General features: G+C 68.4%; 17 protein-coding genes and 1 pseudogene. 7 read left to right on the top strand and 11 right to left on the bottom strand.

Annotated features, from left to right (window positions below; genetic code table 11):
- Positions 1-10: 10 nt before the first annotated feature.
- From ACFORO_RS15255 to purD, 6 genes are all read right to left on the bottom strand, one after another.
- The gene (locus ACFORO_RS15255) at positions 11-322 is read right to left on the bottom strand and encodes a hypothetical protein (protein ID WP_009084845.1); all 312 of its coding nucleotides are present in this window, start codon (positions 320-322) and stop codon (positions 11-13) included.
- Positions 323-510: 188 nt separating this feature from the next.
- A complete protein-coding gene (locus ACFORO_RS15250; protein ID WP_377868046.1) occupies positions 511-1,269 on the bottom strand; it encodes an ESX secretion-associated protein EspG in 759 nt (252 codons plus the stop codon).
- Positions 1,266-2,891 carry a hypothetical protein gene (locus ACFORO_RS15245; protein ID WP_377868047.1) on the bottom strand — a complete coding sequence of 542 codons (1,626 nt, stop codon included), beginning with the start codon at positions 2,889-2,891 and terminating at the stop codon, positions 1,266-1,268. The genes ACFORO_RS15250 and ACFORO_RS15245 overlap by 4 nt, the downstream gene beginning before the upstream one ends.
- A 9-nt stretch (positions 2,892-2,900) precedes the next feature.
- Positions 2,901-3,503 (bottom strand): DUF3558 domain-containing protein, encoded by a 603-nt coding sequence (locus ACFORO_RS15240; protein ID WP_354740860.1) that lies wholly within the window; start codon positions 3,501-3,503, stop codon positions 2,901-2,903.
- Positions 3,484-3,873: a PE domain-containing protein gene (locus tag ACFORO_RS15235; RefSeq protein ID WP_037354127.1), complete on the bottom strand. Its 390-nt coding sequence runs from the start codon at positions 3,871-3,873 to the stop codon at positions 3,484-3,486. The genes ACFORO_RS15240 and ACFORO_RS15235 overlap by 20 nt, the downstream gene beginning before the upstream one ends.
- 99 nt (positions 3,874-3,972) lie before the next feature.
- Positions 3,973-5,232 (bottom strand): phosphoribosylamine--glycine ligase, encoded by a 1,260-nt coding sequence (gene purD / locus ACFORO_RS15230; RefSeq protein ID WP_377868048.1) that lies wholly within the window; start codon positions 5,230-5,232, stop codon positions 3,973-3,975.
- Positions 5,233-5,473: 241 nt separating this feature from the next.
- Here purD and ACFORO_RS15225 point away from each other — a divergent pair, with 241 nt between their 5' ends.
- Positions 5,474-6,610, top strand: a complete 1,137-nt coding sequence (locus ACFORO_RS15225) for a glycerophosphodiester phosphodiesterase (protein WP_354740854.1) — start codon at positions 5,474-5,476, stop codon at positions 6,608-6,610.
- A 51-nt stretch (positions 6,611-6,661) separates the two neighbouring features.
- On the opposite strand, the pseudogene ACFORO_RS15220 reads toward ACFORO_RS15225, so the two are convergent.
- Positions 6,662-6,882, bottom strand: a pseudogene (locus ACFORO_RS15220) (nitroreductase/quinone reductase family protein).
- A gap of 284 nt (positions 6,883-7,166) precedes the next feature.
- Here ACFORO_RS15220 and ACFORO_RS15215 point away from each other — a divergent pair.
- The gene (locus ACFORO_RS15215; RefSeq protein ID WP_377868049.1) at positions 7,167-8,510 is read left to right on the top strand and encodes an FtsX-like permease family protein; all 1,344 of its coding nucleotides are present in this window, start codon (positions 7,167-7,169) and stop codon (positions 8,508-8,510) included.
- Between the two features lie 98 nt (positions 8,511-8,608).
- Here the strand turns inward: ACFORO_RS15215 and ACFORO_RS15210 are convergent, their stop codons facing one another.
- Positions 8,609-9,898, bottom strand: a complete 1,290-nt coding sequence (locus ACFORO_RS15210; protein ID WP_446681575.1) for an integrase core domain-containing protein — start codon at positions 9,896-9,898, stop codon at positions 8,609-8,611.
- Between the two features lie 301 nt (positions 9,899-10,199).
- On the opposite strand from ACFORO_RS15210, the gene ACFORO_RS15205 reads away from it, so the two are divergent.
- Entirely contained in the window at positions 10,200-11,735 is a 1,536-nt protein-coding gene (locus ACFORO_RS15205; RefSeq protein ID WP_370933129.1) for an amino acid permease, read from the top strand.
- A gap of 559 nt (positions 11,736-12,294) precedes the next feature.
- Entirely contained in the window at positions 12,295-13,932 is a 1,638-nt protein-coding gene (locus ACFORO_RS15200) for a Na+/H+ antiporter (RefSeq protein ID WP_354740847.1), read from the top strand.
- Here the strand turns inward: ACFORO_RS15200 and ACFORO_RS15195 are convergent.
- Positions 13,913-14,815, bottom strand: a complete 903-nt coding sequence (locus ACFORO_RS15195; protein WP_377868050.1) for a TIGR03564 family F420-dependent LLM class oxidoreductase — start codon at positions 14,813-14,815, stop codon at positions 13,913-13,915. The genes ACFORO_RS15200 and ACFORO_RS15195 overlap by 20 nt on opposite strands.
- 150 nt (positions 14,816-14,965) lie before the next feature.
- Between ACFORO_RS15195 and ACFORO_RS15190 the strand changes: the two genes are divergently transcribed.
- Entirely contained in the window at positions 14,966-15,463 is a 498-nt protein-coding gene (locus ACFORO_RS15190) for an OsmC family protein (protein ID WP_377868051.1), read from the top strand.
- A gap of 9 nt (positions 15,464-15,472) precedes the next feature.
- On the opposite strand, the gene ACFORO_RS15185 is transcribed toward ACFORO_RS15190, so the two are convergent.
- Positions 15,473-16,573: a pentapeptide repeat-containing protein gene (locus tag ACFORO_RS15185; RefSeq protein ID WP_377868052.1), complete on the bottom strand. Its 1,101-nt coding sequence runs from the start codon at positions 16,571-16,573 to the stop codon at positions 15,473-15,475.
- 162 nt (positions 16,574-16,735) lie between these two features.
- A complete protein-coding gene (locus ACFORO_RS15180; protein WP_354740838.1) occupies positions 16,736-18,022 on the bottom strand; it encodes an adenylosuccinate synthase in 1,287 nt (428 codons plus the stop codon).
- A 76-nt stretch (positions 18,023-18,098) separates the two neighbouring features.
- Here ACFORO_RS15180 and ACFORO_RS15175 point away from each other — a divergent pair, with 76 nt between their 5' ends.
- Together ACFORO_RS15175 and ACFORO_RS15170 are read left to right on the top strand one after the other, a co-directional pair.
- Positions 18,099-18,770, top strand: a complete 672-nt coding sequence (locus ACFORO_RS15175) for a hypothetical protein (protein ID WP_377868053.1) — start codon at positions 18,099-18,101, stop codon at positions 18,768-18,770.
- 151 nt (positions 18,771-18,921) lie between these two features.
- A complete protein-coding gene (locus ACFORO_RS15170; protein WP_377868054.1) occupies positions 18,922-19,560 on the top strand; it encodes an HNH endonuclease family protein in 639 nt (212 codons plus the stop codon).
- The last annotated feature ends 3 nt before the right edge of the window (positions 19,561-19,563 follow it).

The raw sequence follows: 19,563 nt of genomic DNA, 5'->3' as shown, positions 1-19,563 counted from the left end.
TCGTGCCTGCTCAGCGGTCTTCGTGGACGGTCAGGTCGGTCTTGTGGACCTGATCGGTCTCCTGGATCAGCCCCGCCGCCTTCTTGAGGATGAAGCTGGTCGCCTCCATCAGCTTCCCGGCCGCGTCGAACTCGCTGTGCACGCCCTGTTTGAACGTGCCGACCGCACCGTGCACGTCCTTGGAGCCACCCATCGTGCCGAACGGGCTCTCGTGCTCCTCGTCAACACCGGTGAGGTGCTTCTTGGACTTCTCGAACTCGTCCTTCAGCTTCTCCACGTTCCTGGCGGCAATGGCCATGGAATCCGGGTCGTAGACAGGCACCGTTCGTCATCCCCTTCGCGACACTCGCTTCCCGACCAGTTCGGACGCTCCGCTCACCGAGTCGGTTCCCTGCTTACTCTAAGACTTCGAGCGCGTGCCGTGTGCAGTTCTCCGCGACTTCGGGCCGCGAACCCCCGGACCGGGTTATAGCGCGATCGAAAAGGGAGAAAACGGTCAGCCCGAAGGCGTCAAATCGCGGCTTGCAACTCCCGCACCCGCTCCACCAACACCGCGTTGTCCGCCGGACTAACCGTCGCCCACGTATGCCCGTCCGAATCATCAGTGAGCTGGAACAGATACCGCCCGGAATCAGTGTCGTAGAACGCCGCCACGTGCGGCGACCGGCGCACCGTCCCGTCCCGCAGCACCCGCTCCGCACAGAACTGGCCGCGGGCCGCCTGTCCCATCAGCATGCCCGCCAGTTCCTGCGCCTCCCACAACGCCACGCCCCGGTCCTCCAACGCCGTGACCAGCGCTTTCGGGTCGCCAGCGGCAGCCATATCGGCGGCGACGAGCGTGCTGTGCGGTACCGAGATCGACTGGCCGACCCCGGCGTCGAAGTCCCCGGCGACCCGCACCGCGGCGTCGGCGAGGGTGTCCGGTTCGGTGTCGATCAGCCACACCTCGTCCCGGTCGACCACCGCGAGCACGGCCTGGCGGCCCCGGCTCACCGCGCGCCCGCGGATCTCGCGGTCCGCCCACACCCAAACGTCCAGGGCCTCTCGAGGGCGCGCCAGCAAATGCAGCTGATCCAGCACTGTCCCGGATGGACGACGGCCGCGCGCGAGCCTGCGCCGCGCCAGCGAATCCCAGACGGACTCGATCAGTCCGGCCCGTTCGGTGTGCGTGCGCCCGGGCGACGGAACCGCGAGCGCGGCCGGGCGGCCGCCCAGGTCCAGCGATTCCCACAGCACGTCGAATTCGAGGGCGGTCAGTACCAGGTTCACGGCCGGCGCACGTCTCCCGTGCCGTCGCCGAGGACGTCGCGCGCCACCATCCGGCCGTCTGCGAACAGGTCTTTGTCGTCGACGCCGAAGCGGCGCACGTGCTCGTCGTCGGTTTCCTGCGGAGCGGCTTCGGAGAGGTATTTGGCGTCGCCACCGCCTGATTTCGGCGCGATCTGCTCGGCTTTCCGCAGTGCGACGGCTTCTTCCTCGGGAAGCTCGTCCACCGGCAACGGCCGGACCAAGCCCTTCTGCTGACCGTCTTGTGCGCGGCCTTGCCGTTCGCGGTCGCCGGAAAGCGCACCACCGGCCACTCCCGCGCCCAAAGCCGCGGCGCCTGCCCCGATTTCGCCAGCCGACGCTCCTCCGCCGCGCGGGACCGGAGCGTTGCCGGGGGTTTCGGCAACAGGAGCAGGCGGCGGCTGCTGGACGCTGCCGACCAGGCGACCTCGTTGCAGCGCTTGGTTTTCGTGCCCGCCCCCGGGGTAGCTGCCACCCGCGCCGCCGCCGGGGTTTCCTCCCGGGCCGCCGCGACCGGTTGTGCCACCGAAGCTTTCGGAACTGCCGACAGTTCCGCGGTTAGCCGGGCCACTGGACCCGCTGTCGGATCCGCTGCTCGTCCCGCGCGGGCTGGTCGGCAGGAACGTGCCGGACTCCCCGGGACGCATCGCGCCGGGAACCCGCGACCCGCCGGAAGTGCTTGGCACACTGGGTGTTCCCGGCACGTTGGCGGAGCCGCCCGACCGAGGCGCGCCAGGCAACCCCGGCTCGCTGCCCCGAGGTGCCGGTGCTTTCTCCCAACCCGACGGCGGAGGAGCAGACGGCGGCACGTAGCTGGCCGCGACCACCGGCGCAGCTGGCCGAGCAGCCGGTGCCTGCGAAGCCGTGCCGTACGCAGGCGTCGGCGGATCCACCACCGGAGCGGCCGGAGGCGGCGGCGGGGGAACGTACTGCGACTTCACCGACGCCGCAGCGGGCCGCACCTGGCCATCCGGCGTCACCTCGACCGCGGCGGCCGCACGGTCGACCGGACTCGGTCCGCTGCCGGGCTGGACCATCGCGAGCGATTGCGGCTGACTCAACGGTTCGGTCGACAGCAGGTTTTCCCCGCTCTGCTGGGCATAAGAGTTCAACGCCTCGACCGCTTGGCCGCGCGCGTTGTCCGCAGCCTGCACCTGCGCCGTGTGATCGGTCTCGAAGCCGAGGAAGCTCGCCACCGAATCGACGAGCGTGAGACTCTCCGCGCCTTTGCGCACCGCAGCCGGATCGGGCAGCTTGTACTTGGTGCGGTTGAAGGCTTCCCCTTGCGCGAAAAGCATTTCCGCGGTGTGCGTGACCTTCTGCATCGCGTCCTGCGAGAAGCCCGCCTGATCCGACAGCACCTGCCCGGCCTGTCCGCCCGCCTGGCTCTGCCATTCGACGCCGAGCTTCGCCAGCTGGTCGCGCAGCGTGCGGTCGGTGCCCGCGAGCGCGGTCGCGACCTCCCGCAGCGCCTCGACCGCGGTGGCGATGCTGGCGATTCCGTCGCCGGAGCCGAACTTCTCGATCTCGTCGGCGATGGCGGTGTCGGTCCACCCGTCGAAACGGTGGTCGCGGATCCTGCCCGCGAGTTCGGAGATCTCCACGCGCCCTCCCTAGGTCCGGTTCTTCAGGCCCTGCACGGCCAGGCCGGCGGCCTGGGTGGCGATTTCGCACAACTGCGGCTGGCTGAACGCGCCCGCGGTGACCGCGAACTCCTGTGCCGCCATGGTTTGTCCCTGCGCGACGCCGACGAGCACCTCGCAGTCGGAGGGCGTCCCCGCCGCGCGGTAGTTCGTGATCGCCGGATAGCCCTCGACGCTGGTGGCCGCGGTGGTCATGCTGTTCTTTCGCCGCGAGCCGGTGAGCCATTCCTGCACATCCGCGCCGACGATCCGCAGGTGCAACGCGTGGAACGGCTCGGTCTTGTCCGAATCGAACACGCAGGTGGGCCCGTCCTTCGCTTCCGCGGCCTTGCGCGGCACGCTGGTGACCTTCAGCAGGTCGAGCTGTGCCTGGCCGAGCAGGTCGCACGGGTCGGTCCCGGCGATCGGCAGATCGGACGGCCGCTGCGGCAATGCGGCCGCCTTCGTCTGCTGCGCCAGGGAACTCATCGCGGGCTCTACGGGGTACGCGGTGCCTTGCTCGCCCGACGAGCAGCCCGCGACGCCGAGTACCGCGACAACCGCGAGGATCGGCTTAGTGGATGCCGTGCGCACCGCGGTCCCCGAAAGCCGCGGCCTTGTCCGCGTCGCTGGCTTCGTACGTCTTCGCTGCTTCGCGCAACTGTCCGACGAGCTTGTGCAGATTGGCGACGTACGCGCGCACCTGCGCGGCGTACGACTGATCACCTTCCGCGACAACGGTGTTCCACGCAGCCATCGCGTTCACGCTCACCGTGTCCGACGAAGGAGTGTCGACGCGAAGCTCGCCGAGCCGCGTGAGGAGCTTGTCTTCGAGCGCGCTGACCTGCTCGTCGACCACCCGCGCGACCTCGAGCAGCTTCGCCGGCTCGACCACGATGTCCGCCACGCCCGGCGCTGCCGGTACCGACGAAGCCAGGTCGGTGAGCGGTGTGCTTCCCGGCATGCGCTAACCCCTCCCGTGATACGGACAGTGACCGTACGGACCCGTTTCGAGGCTACCAACCGCCGCGTGAACCCGAGGCGAACTTCGTGGAGAAGCTGCTCAGGCGGGAGCGCTTACTTCCCCGTTGGCCGCGCGCAGTGCGATATCGGTGCGATGGTGCGAGCCAGCGAGGTGTACGCGCTCGACAGTCTCGTACGCGTGCTTACGCGCCGCCTTAAGCGACTTACCAGTGCCGACAACCGACAGCACGCGTCCGCCGGCCGAGATCACCGCACCGTCGTCGCGACGCCGCGTACCCGCGTGAAGCACGCCTTCGATCTCTCCGCCGGTGATGATGTCCCCAGTACGCGGCTTGCCCGGGTACCCGTCCGCAGCGATCACGACGGTGACCGCGGCCCCGCCCGACCACTCCAGCGGCGGCAGCTCAGCCAGCTTCCCGGTGGCCGTCGCGTTCAGGATGGTCGCGAGCGACGTACGCAGCAGCGCGAGCACAACCTGCGTCTCGGGGTCGCCGAAGCGGCAGTTGAACTCGATCACCTGCGGGCCTTCCGAGGTGAGCGCGAGACCGGCGTAGAGCAGGCCGGAGAACGGGCTGCCCCGGTCGGCGAGCTCGTCGACCACCGGCTGCACGACCCGCGCGACGACGTCGTCCACCAGGTCCTCAGGGGCCCACGGCAGCGGTGCGTACGCGCCCATGCCGCCGGTGTTCGGGCCGGTGTCGCCGTCGCCGACGCGCTTGAAGTCCTGCGCGGGCAGCATCGGCACCACAGTGCGGCCGTCGACGAAGCAGAACAGCGAAGCCTCCGGGCCGTCCAAAAAGGACTCCAGGAGGACCGGGTGACCGCCGTCGAGCAGCATCAGCGCGTGCTTGCGCGCGACCTCGACGTCCTGGGTGACGACGACGCCCTTGCCCGCGGCAAGACCGTCGTCCTTCACGACCCAGGTGGGCCCGAAGCGCTGAAGCGCGGCGTCGAGACGCGCGGGAGTGTCAACGACCTCACTGCGAGCCGTCGGCACCTTCGCGGCCGCCATGACGTCCTTCGCGAACGCCTTCGACCCCTCGATGCGCGCAGCCGCGGCAGACGGTCCGAAGCAGGCGATGCCGGCTTCGCGCACCGCGTCGGCGACGCCCGCGACGAGCGGCACCTCCGGCCCGATCACGACGAGGTCGGCCTTCCACTCCTTGGCCAGGGCCGCGACGGCCTCCGGCTCGGCGAGCTCGACCCCGAGCTGCTCAGCGACCGCCGTCGTGCCGGCGTTGCCGGGGGCGCAAGCAAGCGCCGTGACCGCGGGGTCGCCTGCCACCGCGAGGACGAGTGCATGCTCCCGAGCGCCGGAGCCGATTACCAGTACGCGCACGCCGGACAGCGTAACGGTGGGTGTCGCGCCCCGGCAGCGCGCCGTCCGCGACCCCGGTCCGGACCAGGTGCGCGACTGGTCCGGTCCTGGGACAACGGTGTCCGGATTCGGCCGCCATCCACCGTTTACCCGGTTGTCAACCGCCCGTCCGGCTGGTGCCGCGCGCCCGACGCTTGCGGCGGTGAGGGTGACGCGGTAGTCGTGGCGAGCTGCGGATCGCCCGGTAGAGAAAGGTCCCCCCATGAAGCGCAAACGCCTCGGCGTGCTCGCCCTGTCCGGCCTGGCCCTGCTCGGCGTCGCCGGCCTCGCGATCGGCCCGGCCGCCGCGAGCGAGGACACGGCCGCGGGTGCGGCCGCGAGCGGCGCCCGGCACGATGGCCCGGTGATCGTCGGACACCGGGGCGCGCCCGGCTACCGCCCGGAGCACACGCTCGCGTCGTACGAACTCGCCTGGCGGATGGGCGTGGACTACGTCGACGTCGACCTGGTGCCGACCAAGGACGGCCAGCTCGTCGCCCGGCACGAGCCGGAGATCGGCGGCACCACCGACGTCGCGGCCCATCCGGAGTTCGCCTCGCGCAAGACCACGAAGGTCATCGACGGAACCAAGATGACCGGCTGGTTCACCGAGGACTTCACCCTCGCCGAGCTGAAGACGCTCTACGCGAAGGAGCGGATCCCGCAGAACCGGCCGAACAACCAGCTCTACGACGGCCGCTACCGGATCGCGACGTACCAGGAGGTGCTCGACCTGACCCGGCGGCTCGGCCACGAACTGCACCGGACGCTGGGCACCTACCCGGAGGTCAAGCACTCGACGTACTTCTCCTCGATCGGCAACCCGACCGAACCGAAGCTGGTCTCGATCCTCAACCGCAACGGCCTGAACCGGCCGAACGCGCCGGTGATCATCCAGTCGTTCGAGGTGACGAACCTGCAGGAACTGCACAAGCAGGTGCGCGTCCCGCTGCTGCAGCTGACCGAGGCGAAGGGCGCTCCGGCGGACTTCGTCGCCAAGGGCGACAAGCGCACGTACGCCGACCTGGTCACGCCCGCCGGCCTGCGCGAGATCGCGAAATACGCGAAGTACCTCGGCCCGGAGAAGGGCCAGATCATCCCGCGCGACGCACAGGACAACCTCGGCAAGCCGACCACGCTGATCGCCGACGCGCACCGCGCCGGGCTCGAGGTGCAGCCCTACACCTTCCGCAACGAAAACCCGTTCCTGCCGGCGAACCTGCGCTCCTCGGCCAGCCCGAGCGCGTTCGGCAACGTGTTCGCGGAGGAAGCGGCGTTCCTGAAGGCCGGGGTCGACGGATTCTTCGCCGACCAGCCGGACACCGCACTGGAATCGGTGCGGGACTTCACCGGTCGCTGAGTTTTTGTTTCTTCCCGGCCCGCCGGTGACGTTCGCGTCGCCGGCGGGCCTTTAGTTTCGCGGAGTGAGCACAACAATCGGGATCACGCGGTCGGTTTTCTGCGCGTACTCGTCGTACAGCGGGAACATGCGCGCCATCTGGGGCCAGAGAGTTTCGCGCTCGTCCCCACGCTCGGTTCCGCCTCCAGGTTCTTGAACCACTCCGGATCCTCGTCGGCACCGCCTTTGAAAGCGACGACGACTCCTCGCCGTAGGTGCCGCAGATCGGACAAGTGCGCCGGGGAATACCGGTCTTGCGTCCAGTCGTGACGAGCAGGAGCGGGTAGCGGCCGTTGGATTCGCGGCCTTCCGCGCCGTTCTCGACATCCTCGCCCGAAGTGCCTGTTCAGCCGGGCGGAGGTAAGGCTGCCCCCACCCCGTAACGGGGGGTGCAGGCCATCGCCGTCGTGCCATCGCGAGCCCTAGCGTTTGTCTCGCAGGCTGTCGAGGGGAGAAGACAGGTGGCTGGAATTGCGGCAGTGGGAGTTGGTCATCAAGAGCGAACGGCGGCAGGCAGATGATCATCCTTCATCTCGCACTGCGCTCGCTGCGGCATCGCCCCGCCAGTTTCGTGGCGAGCTTTGTCTCGCTGTTCCTCGGAGCCACGATCCTGATGACTTTCGCTTCATTGCTGGACACCCGCGCCAACGTTGACGAATCGACCGGGACCATCCTGACCATCATGGCGAGCGCGGTCGGCGGCTGGGGCCTGGTGCTCGTCGTGGTCGCGGTGATGTCCACGCTCGGCTTGCTGGTACGGCAGCGGGACACCGAACTCGCGTTGCTGAAAAGCATCGGCGCGACGCCTGCTCAGATTGGTCGGCTGATCGTCGGCGAGGCTGTGGCCATCGCCCTCATCGCGTTTCTCGCGGCGATTACGCCAGCCGTGTTCACCGGCAGACTGGTCGTCGGGCTGCTCAAGAACGCCCAACGCCTGCCGAAACGCGTGCCCGCCGAATTCGGTCCGTTCGCGATCGGCATCGGCCTCGGGATCACTCTGCTCGCGGCCGCGATCGCAGCCGCGGCGACGGCGTGGCGCAGAGCCAGGATCGGGGTGCGGGAAGGGTTGCTCACCGCGTCGATCGGCGAAGCTCGGCCAGGACGGGTCCGCCTGGTTGCCGGGGTACTCGTGCTCGCCACGGGCATTTCCGCGGGAGTGCTGACCGCGACCGTGTTCACCGGCCGGGAACCCGCGTTGATGGCGATTGGCGGCCAGGGCGCGATCCTCTCCGCAGTCGGGTTCGCGCTGCTCGCACCCTCGCTGCTGGCGGCGATCACGAGGGCGGTGGCCAAGCCGCTGAGGCGAACGGGAGCCAGCGGTCACCTGGCCGTGCTCAATCTGCACGGACAGACTCAGCAACTGGCCGGGGCTCTCGTGCCGAACATCTTGTTCACCGGAATGGCCACCGGAACCCTCTACATGCAGAGCATCGAGAACTCCGCGGCGACCGGGGCGCGAACCGAGATTGCGCGGAGCATCGAAACGCTGAACTACGTGGTGGTCGGCATGGTCGCGTTGTTCGCCGCGATCATGCTGGTGAACACGCTCATCGCCACCACCGTTCATCGCAGGCGGGAGTTCGGCCAGCAGCGTCTCGTGGGGTCAACGCCGCCGCAGGTGCTCGGGATGGTCGGGCTGGAGGGGGCCGTGCTCGCGTCGACCGGGGTGCTGTTCGGCTCGATCGCCTCGATCGCGACCGTGGTCCCGTACAGCCTGGTGAAGACCGGTTCGGTCCTTCCGGACGCCACTATCACGATCTACCTCGGCGTCGTGCTCATCGCGTGCGCGCTGACCCTGGCCTCCAGCGTCGGCACCGCCCGGCAGGCGATCCGCGTCCCGGCCATCCAGGCCTGCCGCTGACCGGCCCGCCTCGCGCGGCTGGCAAGAGACGACCGTTTTGTGATGTCTCGGGACATGGGTGACGGTTCTGCATCAGGACTTGGGTGACGGTTGGTGTGTCAGGGCTTCGGTGACGGTTGTGGGTTCTTGGGGCGGGTGCCGGGGCGTCGGCCGTTGCCGACGTATTTGATGCCGGGGGCGGGTCGTGTGCGCTCGGCGAGGATTTCGCCGTGCATGTCGGTGATGGTGATCTTGTCGCCGGGTTCGGTGCCGTTGGCGATGACGAGGACCTGTTCGAAGGCGTGGTCGACGTCGACCATGTAGACCACTTTGTCCAGCACGATGGTGCCTGCGGTCGCGACTGTCCTGATGCGGGTGTCGGCGGGCAGGCCGGCAGGCGGCTTCGCCCGGGGACGACGGGCCGGGGCGGGCGGCTCGCAGGCGGGCCGGTGCGGTTTCGGGCGGGGCGGATCGGCTTTGGGGGTCGCTTCCCAGGCGGCCAGGGGCGTGACGCGCCCGGGCAGGGCCTGGTGGGGCCGCTGGGTGTTGTAGATGTGGTCGAAGGCGTCGACCTGGGCCTGCAGGTCGGCCAGCGTGTCGGCCAGTGGCTGCTTGTCGAGGTAGCGGAACAGGGTCTGGTGGAAGCGTTCGTTCTTTCCCTGGGTGGTCGGCTTGTAGGGCTTGCCCGTGATCGCCTCCACGCCCAGGGCTGCGACGTGCGCGACGAGCCGGCCGACGCGCCCGCGCCGCGACGGGTTCAGCGCGAGCCCGTTGTCGCTCAGCAGCCGCTGGGGCACCCCGTGCGCGGCGATGGCCTTGTCCACCACGGTGATCGCGTCCCGGGCGGTCTCGCCGGACGCGACGTGGGAGGCGACCGCGTAGCGGGAGTGGTCGTCGATGAGCTGGAAGATCACGCACTTGCGCCCGCCGGTCAGGACGTACTCGGCGGCGTCCAGTTGCCAGCACGCGTTCGGGGCGGGGTAGACGAACCGCCGCCATGCCGAGCGCGGTTTCTTCTTCGGCTCGCGGCGAGCGACGCCGGCCTCGCGGAAGACGCGCGCCAGCGACGCCGTGGAGGGGACCCGGTCCAGGCCCATCGCGCGCATCTTCTCGTGCACGCTGATGGGTCCGTGGTCCAGGCCGGAAGCCTCCAGCGCGGCGCGCACCGCCACGGCCTGCTGCTTGATCTCGTCGCTCAGCTTCGAGGGACTCGTCCTCGGGCGCCGGGTCCGCGGCTCGAGCACCGCGGCGGGCCCGTCGGCCTTCGCGCGCTTGCGCAGCTCGTAGAACGACTTGCGGGAGATGCCGTGCTCGGCGCAGAACGTCGAGACCGCCCCGCGGGGCGCGTCCTCAGGCCACTGCGAGATCGCGAGGCGGACACGAGCATCGATGGGTTCACTGACAGCCACCGCTCTAACCTCACGGCAAAAGTGTCACCACCAACCCCGCCCGAACTGTCACCGATCTCCTGATGCAGAACCGTCACCCATGTCCTGCGAGATGACAAGAGACGACCGTTTCGAGTGATGCGCTCTCGAACAATTGTTCGAGATACTGGACTCATGTCGATCACCGAGACCCGGACCGCCCTGCGCCGTTCGGAGGAGCTTCCGCCCAGCCACCTGCGAAACCTTGACACCCGAGAACGGAGAGGGCTAACTTCTGCGCACTCTCAATGGTCTGTCCGCATACCTTTCAGGTGGGTGCCCGATGGATGTCTCCGACCAGCAGACCGGCCAACCCGACGAAGACAGCGCGCGCCTGCACGCGCTCGGCTACGCGCAGGAACTCAAACGCACGATGTCGGCGTTCTCGAACTTCGCCGTGTCGTTCACGATCATCTCGATCCTGTCCGGCTGCCTCACGCTGTACGGCTTCGGCATGAAAACCGGCGGCCCGGCGGCGATGATCTGGGGCTGGCCGCTGGTCGGACTGTTCGTGGTGCTGGTCGGGCTGGGCATGGCGGAGGTGTGTTCGAGCTACCCGACGGCGGGCGGTCTCTACTACTGGGCGGCGAAGCTGGCGACCCGCAACGGTCCCGCGTGGTCGTGGTTCACCGGCTGGTTCAACCTGATCGGGCAGATCGCGGTGACGGCTGGCATCGACTTCGGCGCTGCCCTGTTCCTCAACGCGTTCCTCGATCTGCAATGGGGCTTCAGCGCGACCCCAGGGCACACGATTCTGTTGCTGGCCATCATTCTCGTGGTGCACGGAGTGCTGAACACCTTCGGTGTGCGTGTGGTGGCGGTGCTGAACAGCGTCAGCGTGTGGTGGCACCTGGTGGGCGTGCTGGTGATCGTGGGCGTGCTCGTGTTCGTGCCGGCGAAGCATCAGGAAGCGTCGTTCGTGTTCGGCAGCTTCGTGAACCAGACCGGCTGGGGTTCCGCGCCGTACGTGTTCCTGCTGGGATTGCTGCTGGCGCAGTACACCCTCACCGGCTACGACGCCTCGGCGCACATGACGGAGGAAACCAAGAACGCCGCGAAAGCGGGCCCGCGCGGAATCATCAACTCGATCCTCGTGTCACTGGTCGCGGGCTGGATCCTGTTGATCGGCCTGACGTTCGCGATCCAGGACTACGACGGAGCCGTCAACTCGGCCACCGGCGTCCCGCCCGCGCAGATCTTCATCGACGCGACCGGTGCGGTGACCGGAAAATTCCTGCTCCTGATCTGCATCGGCGCACAGCTGTTCTGCGGCATGGCCTCAGTGACCGCGAACTCCCGCATGATCTACGCCTTCGCCCGCGACGGCGCGATCCCGGGATCGAAGATCTGGCACAACATCAACAAACGAACCCAAACCCCGACCAACGCAGTATGGCTGGCGGCCGGCGGCGCGCTGGTGCTCGCGCTGCCGTACCTGTGGAGCGCGACTGCTTACGCAGCAGTCACTTCGATCGCAACAGTGGGCCTGTACGTCGCGTACGTGATCCCGGTCTTCCTCCGCGTCCGCCGTGGCGACAGCTTCGAGAAGGGCCCGTGGAATCTGGGCCGCTGGGGCAAACCGATCGGCATCGTCGCGACGGGGTGGGTCGTGGTGATCTTCGTGCTCTTCATGCTTCCCCAGGCAAGCCCCATCACGGTCGACACGTTCAACTACACCCCCATCGCCTTCCTGGTCGTCCTGGGCGGGGCCGCCCTGTGGTGGGTTTTGTCGGCGAGGAAGTGGTTCACCGGCCCGAAGGTGCAGGGTTCGGCGGAGGAATTGGCCGCGGTGGAAAAGGAACTGAAGGAACTCGGTTAGTCCGGCGGATTCTGGAGACGGCTGGCCGTTCCCCACCCGGCGTCGCCCTACTCGCTGTTGCTCCGCCCGGTGTTGCTCTACCTGGCATCGCCCTACCCAGCGTCGCTCCACCCGGCATCGCCCTACCCTGCGTTACTCCGCTCGGCATCGCCCTACCCTGCGTTGCTCCACCTGGTATCGCCCTGCCCGGCGTTGCTCCGCCGACGAGCATCGGACTCGGGCCTGCGAGCGGGGCCTGACCAAACCCATTCGCCGAACCGCCGCGCGCCGACGACTCCCGCAGCACCGGCGGGCGGCCCCGCCCATCACCACCAACCACCCCACGCCCGCGCCGTCCCCCGACCGCCCTCATATCCGCCCGTCCACCAACCACTCCGATGTCCGCCGTCGCGCCGACCGCCGCCAACTCCGCCGCGTCCGCATCACGCTGAAGCACGGACCGCCCACCCGCGAACCCCTGCCCACCCTCGACCCGGCCCGTCCACCTCACCCCGAAGGGAGCCCGACACGAACCCACACCATCCGCGCCTCGCCTGACCCATGAGTCAAGATGCGAAGCATGGAGACCTTGACGCTGGTCGGCGTGCTCGCCGGGTCGCTCGGGCTGACCGCGGTCGCCCGGCGGTTCAACCTTTCCGCGCCGCTGCTCATCGTGGTGGTCGCGCTGGGGATCGCGCTGATTCCCGGCGTTCCGCGGGTCGAGCTGGAGCCTGAGCTGATCCTGACCGTCGTGCTGCCGCCGCTGCTGTACTCGACGTCGCTGGAGAGTTCGATCTCCCACTTTCGTGCGAATCTGCGGCCGATCATCACGCTCGGCGTGCTGCTCGTGGTGGCCACCGCGTTCGTGATCGCCTTCGTCGTGCATCTGCTGCTGCCCGACCTCCCGTGGGCGTCGGCGCTGGTGCTCGGAGCGGTCGTGTCGCCGCCGGATGCCGTGACGGCTGTCGCGATCGGGCGGCGGCTGGGGCTGCCGCGGGGCGTGATGACGGTGCTCACCGGCGAGAGCCTGGTCAACGACGCGGCCGCGCTCACCTTGTACAAGGTCGCGCTCGCCGCGGTGGTCGGGACGGCGGGGTCGCTCGGGCACGGGTTCGCGGTCTTCGCCGTCGCGACGGTGGTCGGCATTCTTGTCGGGCTGGTCGCGGGCGGGGTCGTCGAGCTGATCCGCACGAGGTTGGACGATCCGCTGCTGGAATCGGCGTTCGGGATCGTGGTGCCGTTCGCGGCGTACGTCACCGCGGAGCATCTGCATCCGTTCGGGGCGGAGTTCAGCGGGTCCGGGGTGCTGGCGGTCGTCACGGCGGGGCTGTTCCTCGGGCACCGGTCGTTGCGGGCGTCCCCGGCGACGCGGGTGCAGGACCGGTCTGTCTGGGCGTCGATCGACGTCCTGCTCGAGGCGCTGGTGTTCGCGTTGATGGCGTTGCAGCTGCCGTTCGTGCTCGACGGGGCGCAGCATGCGGCGCGGGACAACGGGACGCTCGCGCTGTCCGCGGTCGTCGTGCTGCTCGCGACGATGTTCGTGCGGATTCCCGCCGTGTTCCTGTCCAGCTATCTTCCTCGGTCGCTGCAACTTCTCAGACGCACCAAGCACGATCCGCCTGCCTGGCGTTCGCTGGCGGTGATCTCCTGGACCGGTATGCGCGGCGTCGTCACCATCGCCGCCGCGTCGGGTGTTCCCGCGGATACGCCTGGTCGCGCGGAGATCCAGCTGTTCGCGTTCGCCGTCGCGGTCGGGACCGTGCTGATCCAAGGGCTCACGCTGCCGCCGTTGATCCGGCTGCTCAAAGTCCAGGACCCGGACGAGGACGCGCGAGACCAGGCCGAGGAGCTGGCCGCGCGCAAGGTCGCGCAAAAGGCCGCGCACGAACGGCTGCGCGAACTCGCCCGCGACCAGCTGTCCACATTGGACATCGAGCCGGAGAAGATGAAGCGGCTCGAGCAACGGCTGGAACGCGTGGTGGACACCCGTTACCGGTTCGCGCAGGCCGCGATCACCCTGTCCGGCGAGGAGCGCCGCGACAGTCCGCAGGCGCAGTTCGCCAAGGCACGGCGGGAACTCCTCATCACCCAGCGTGCGGCGATGATCGAGGAGAACCGCGCCGGGCGCCTTGACGACGACGTCCTGCAGAAGGTGCTGCGCGAACTCGATCTGGAGGAAATGTCAGTGACGACAACCCTTACGAACCGGATGAGTTGAGCTCGCCCGTCAGCCGCCAGGTGCGCCGCCGGTCCTCGTCGGTGTGCAGGGCGGTCTGGGTGAGCAGCACGTCGGTCGCGCCGGCGTCGAAGTAGCGCTGCACGCCGGCGACGACCGTCTCCTCGTCGCCGATCAGCACCAACTCCGCCGCGTTTTCGACGCCGCCTGCCTCCAGAATGCGCTGATACGACGGGATCGAGCCGTAGAAGCCGAGTTCCCGCGCCGCGATCTCGCGCACCGCGTCGACGTCGCTGGTCACCACGGCCGGAACGGCGGCGATCACTCGCTTGCCAGGACCGATCCCGGGCACGATCAGGTCCGAAAGCGCACGCGGGCTGGCCAGATACGGCAGCGTGCCGTCGGCCAGTTCTCCGGTGACCCGCAACGCTTGCGGACCCATCGCGGCGACGATCACCGAAATCGCAGCCGCCGGTGAGGGCTCGGACAGATGCACTTCCACCGTCGAACCGGTGAAGTCGACTTGTTCCCCCGCGAACAACGCGCGCAAGACGGTCAGGTACTCCCGCAGGTGCCGCACCGGCGGCGGATACGGCGTGCCGTAGACGGGTTCGAGAAAGTTCTTCGCCCCCAGGCCAATACCGAGAGTGAACCGCCCGCCGGACGCCTGGCTCGCCGTGCGCGCGGCCGAGGCCAGCACCAGCGGATGCCGCGGGTAGATCGGCACGACGGACGTGCCGATCTCCACCCGAGAGGTCACCTGTCCGGCCAGCGCGGCCGCCACCAGCGCGTCATAGCCCTCGGGCAGCTGGGCGAACCAGATCGACGCCGCGCCTGCCTCCTCGGCCTCGCGTGCCTGGTTCAGCAATTCGGTCACCGTGATCTGCTCCCGCGGAAGGGCGGGCAAGGTCAGTCCGACGCTCATCTCTTCAAGCTATTCAGGTACACCACCGGTTTCTCACCATCCGGAACCAGCGTGCGGCTTTGTGTCAGCCGGATTCCCAGCCGACGAGAGCCCCTGCCCGGCCGCCCGGCTGACCCGCACCCTGGACGCCCGACGACCCCAGGAGGACCGATGTCTCTGACCGACGTCATCGACGGCACCCGTCAAGCCGCGCGGACGGACCGGCACAACGCGGCGGTGTCGTTCAGCGTCGACCACGCGCTGGCCGCGAACACCGCGACGGTGGTGGACGTCCGGGTGCGCGACCACGCGTTCACCGTCGACGAACCGCCCGCCCTCGGCGGCACCGACCAGGCGGCGAACCCGGTCGAGTACGCGCTGGCCTCGCTCGGCTCCTGCCAGGTGATCACGTACCAGTTCTGGGCGGCCCGCCTCGGCATTCCGCTGAACGCAGTGCGGGTGAAGGTGGACGGAGACCTCGACCTGCACGGTTTCTTCGGCTTCGACGAATCGACCCGGCCCGGCTTCAGCGACGTGCGAGTCTCCGTGGAACTCGACGGCCCGGCCGCGCCCGAGGTCTACGAACAACTCCGCCGCGCGGTGGACGAACACTGCCCGGTGCTCGACCTGTTCCGCAACCAAACCCCAGTCACCACAACGGTTCGCTGAGAACGCCGATCACGACGGATCCAGTTCGCGGCGATAGACCAGAGTCCCGTCAGCGGAAACACTCCAGCGGTCGGGCAGTGTCGGCTCTTCGGCCAACTGCCCGATCTTCGCACCCTGGAAGTTGAAGCGGGTACCGGGAAAATCGTCCCACGACAACGAATCGCCACCATATTCGTGGTTCGGTTCGCCCAGCTTCAGAGGCTTGTCGAAGTCGATGAATTGAGCGAATTCCCCGTCCCGAAAATCGCCCGTTCCGCAGAATTTCGAGCGATAAAACCCGGCTCCGCCGAGGAACCGAACGCTCCTCGCCGAAAGATGCCAGCCGAACCGCGTCAGCGTGAAGACGGCCCGATCGAGAAACTTCGCCTCGGAGAAGCTCGCCAGCCGGTCGAAGTCAGCGTCGTAGAACCACGCCTCTCCATGAAAGACGGTCTGGTCGAACCTGGCCACCACCAGAAACTGAGTTCTGCTGAACTCGGCTTTGCCGACGAAGCACCGCTCAAGCCTGAAGTCGATCAAGACCGCGCGGCTCAGATCTATGTCGAGAGCGCCCCACTTCTCCGGGGAGCCGTCCGCCTCCAGGAGGTGATCCGCCAGCATCTGCTGCGCGGCAAGCCTTACCTGAAGTTCCTCTCGTTCCTGCCGCTCAGCCTCCGGCATACCGCTTTTCAGGTCGGCCGCTCTCGACCTTTCGTACTCCCACGAAGGTTCCGGAAACGGCATCCGCAGATAAGCGCAGACGACATTGACCACCGCCTGCCGAAGCGTCGGATTCGCATTCGCCAGCCGTTCCAGCGCATACAACCCGCCGAGCCGGACGGGTGCCTTGTCCGAACCGATCTGTTCGACAGCTTTGCCGTACAGCTCGGTGATCCGCCGCTCGGTCAGGTCGAACTCGGTTGCGAGCTGGACCTTCTCCCGGTGCCGCTGGTCCTCGGCAGTGGCGGCGATCGTTTCTCTGATCTGTATTTCCGTCGACCGCTGCCGCCGCGCCGCCAGCCACAGCGCGAAAGCACCGCCCGTGCCGACCGCGAGGCTCAGTGCCGTGCGGATGGCGTCCAGCTCAGCCCGGGCCGTGTCCGACGTCGGGGCGGTCGCTACCTGGCTCACCAACAGCCAAGTAGCCGCTGCGATCAGAACCGCGGTCGCTGCGGCGGCAGCGGCAACCCACCACCACCGCAGCTCCGGCAGTTTCCGCGCCGAGCCAGAGCGCCCGGCAGCACCGTCTGTCATGCCGCTCTCATCGAACAGCGGCCGACAGACGCAACAAACTCAGGCGAACTCGTGCCGCACGATCGTCTGCTCCCGGCCGGGACCGACGCCGATCGCCGAAACCCGCGCGCCCGACAGCTCCTCGATCCGCTCGACGTAAGCCCGCGCGTTGGCAGGCAGCTCGTCGTACGTGCGGCAGTTCGAGATGTCCTCGAACCAGCCCGGGAGCTCTTCGTAGATCGGGACCGCGTGGTGCACGTCGGTCTGGGTCATCGGCATGTCCGAGGTCCGGAAGCCGTCCACCTCGTAGCCGACGCACACCGGGACCTTCTCCAGGCCGGAGAGCACGTCCAGCTTGGTCAGGAAGTAGTCGGTGATTCCGTTGACCCGCACCGCGTAGCGGGCGATCACCGCGTCGAACCAGCCGGTGCGCCGCGAGCGGCCGGTGGTGACGCCGAACTCGCCGCCCTGCTTGCGCAGGTACTCGCCGGACTCGTCGTCGAGCTCGGTCGGGAACGGGCCGGAGCCGACGCGGGTCGTGTAGGCCTTCAGGATGCCCAGCACGGTCGTGATGCGGCCAGGGCCGATGCCCGAGCCCGCGCTCGCGCCGCCGGAGGTCGGGTTCGACGACGTGACGAACGGGTACGTGCCGTGGTCCACGTCGAGCAGCGTGCCCTGCGAACCCTCGAGCAGCACCGTCTCGCCGCGCTCCAGCGCCTCGTTCAGCTGCAACCGGGTGTCGGCGATGCGGTGCGCGAACTTCTCGCCCGCCGCGAGCACCTCGTCGGCGACCTGGTCGGCGTCGAGCGCCTTGCGGTTGTAGACCTTGACCAGCACCTGGTTCTTGAACTCCAGTGCCGCCTCGACCTTCTGGCGGAAGATCTTCTCGTCGAGCAGGTCCTGCACGCGGACGCCGACGCGGGCGATCTTGTCCTGGTAGCACGGGCCGATGCCGCGGCCGGTGGTGCCGATCTTGCGGCTGCCGAGATAGCGCTCGGTGACTTTGTCGATCGCCACGTGGTACGGCATGATCAAGTGCGCGTCGGCCGAGATCAGCAGCTTGCTGGTGTCGACGTCGCGCTCCTCGAGACCGGCCAGTTCGTCCAGCAGCACGCCCGGGTCGATGACCACGCCGTTGCCGATGACGTTCGTCACGCCCGGCGTCAGGATCCCCGACGGGATGAGGTGCAGCGCGAAGTTCTCGCCGTTCGGCAAGACGACCGTGTGGCCCGCGTTGTTGCCGCCCTGGTAGCGGACGACCCACTGGACGCGGTCGCCGAGCAGGTCGGTGGCCTTGCCCTTGCCCTCGTCCCCCCACTGGGCACCGATCAGCACGATGGCCGGCATGTGACACTCCAGGTGTTCGGCAATAGGAATAGTGCTCCCGGACGGGGGCACGGGTGGCGCTGGTAAATGCCGGTGCATGACTTTAACGGAGGACGCCGGAGTGCGCGGAATAGTGGTGGCCTGCGGGGCCGCGGCGGATCTGCCCGCGCGGCTCGGCGACGTCCCGCTGGTGCACGCCGGGCCCCGTCCCGGCAAGGCGGAAATCGACCCCTTGCTGGGGGAACACGACCGGCTCGTCGTGCTGGGCTCCGACGCCGACCTCGCCGCCGTGGTGGTGCGTCTCATGCGCCGCGAACTCCTCCCGGGCGTGTCAGTCGGTTTCGTGGCCACTGAGACCGGCTCTCGCGTCGCCGCGCACTGGCGGCTGCCTTCGGACCCGGACGAGGCGTTCGCGCTCGCTTGGAAGGGCGAGGACACCGAGAGCTCGCTCGTGCGCGACGACACCGGCGGCGTGCTCCTCGGGCACGCGACCCTGCGCGATGTCAAGGGCCAGGCGTATTGCGACGAACAGGTGGCTTTCGACGGAGTGGTTTCCGGCATCGAGGTCGCACCGGACGAGTCCGGAGTCACTGCCCGAATCACCCGCGGCAAGCTCCTCAAACGGTCCGCGACGTATCGCGGGCGTGCCTTCCAGCTCGGCTGCGTTCCGACGTCTTCGCTGGTCATCGACGGTGTCCCGCAGGAGCGCGAGATCACCCGGCGGACCTGGTACCGGCACACCGCCGATCTTCGCGCAGTCCGCGGCTGACCCGTCGGCGCCGGACGAGGTCAAGCCGACTTGGACTCTCGGTGACTTACCGTTTACTGAAGGTCGGTTTCCTGTCACCTGACGGTGTTGCGCACGCCACTTTCGTGGTCAAAGGTGAATCAGTCCCGCATCTGACCAGGAAGGCAGCAATATGCCGACCACACGTACAGTTCGCAACTCCTTTACCGTCCTGGCCGGCGTCGCGCTGCTCGGCTCGGTCACCGTGGGCGTCGCCGGCGCCACCCCGCCCGGCATCCCGTCGGCGGACACCGCGAAGAGCCAGCTCGCCGGTCTCACGGTGAAGCCGGACGGCTCGCAGACCGGCTACAGCCGCGACAAGTTCCCGCACTGGATCGACCAGGGCAATAGCTGCAACACGCGCGAGCTGGTGCTCAAGCGCGACGGCACCAACGTCAAGGTCGGCTCCAACTGCGCCCCGACCTCGGGCACCTGGACCTCGCCGTACGACGGGGCGACCTGGAGCTCTCCGTCCGATGTGGACATCGACCACGTGGTGCCGCTCGCCGACGCGTGGCGCACCGGAGCGTCGTCGTGGACCACCGCGCAGCGTCAGGCCTACGCCAACGACCTGACCGACCCGCAGCTGATCGCGGTGACCGACAACGTCAACCAGGAAAAGGGCGACAAGTCGCCGGACCAGTGGAAACCGCCGTCCACCGGATACTGGTGCACCTACGCCAAAATGTGGGTGACGGTCAAGGCCAAGTTCAAGCTCACCGTGAATTCGGCGGAGAAGTCTGCGCTGACGGACATGCTGGGACGCTGCTGACCC

The sequence above is a fragment of the Amycolatopsis halotolerans genome, from assembly GCF_042647905.1.
Classification (GTDB): domain Bacteria; phylum Actinomycetota; class Actinomycetes; order Mycobacteriales; family Pseudonocardiaceae; genus Amycolatopsis; species Amycolatopsis halotolerans.
This window is presented reverse-complemented; position numbering and strand designations above follow the sequence as displayed.

Excerpts from the sequence above, each read along its gene's own strand:
- ACFORO_RS15235 (WP_037354127.1), bottom strand. The coding sequence starts at position 3,873 with ATGCCGGGAAGCACACCGCTCACCGACCTGGCTTCGTCGGTACCGGCA.
- ACFORO_RS15225 (WP_354740854.1), top strand. The coding sequence starts at position 5,474 with ATGAAGCGCAAACGCCTCGGCGTGCTCGCCCTGTCCGGCCTGGCCCTG.
- ACFORO_RS15215 (WP_377868049.1), top strand. The coding sequence starts at position 7,167 with ATGATCATCCTTCATCTCGCACTGCGCTCGCTGCGGCATCGCCCCGCC.
- ACFORO_RS15205 (WP_370933129.1), top strand. The coding sequence starts at position 10,200 with ATGGATGTCTCCGACCAGCAGACCGGCCAACCCGACGAAGACAGCGCG.
- ACFORO_RS15200 (WP_354740847.1), top strand. The coding sequence starts at position 12,295 with ATGGAGACCTTGACGCTGGTCGGCGTGCTCGCCGGGTCGCTCGGGCTG.
- ACFORO_RS15195 (WP_377868050.1), bottom strand. The coding sequence starts at position 14,815 with ATGAGCGTCGGACTGACCTTGCCCGCCCTTCCGCGGGAGCAGATCACG.
- ACFORO_RS15190 (WP_377868051.1), top strand. The coding sequence starts at position 14,966 with ATGTCTCTGACCGACGTCATCGACGGCACCCGTCAAGCCGCGCGGACG.
- ACFORO_RS15180 (WP_354740838.1), bottom strand. The coding sequence starts at position 18,022 with ATGCCGGCCATCGTGCTGATCGGTGCCCAGTGGGGGGACGAGGGCAAG.
- ACFORO_RS15175 (WP_377868053.1), top strand. The coding sequence starts at position 18,099 with ATGACTTTAACGGAGGACGCCGGAGTGCGCGGAATAGTGGTGGCCTGC.
- ACFORO_RS15170 (WP_377868054.1), top strand. The coding sequence starts at position 18,922 with ATGCCGACCACACGTACAGTTCGCAACTCCTTTACCGTCCTGGCCGGC.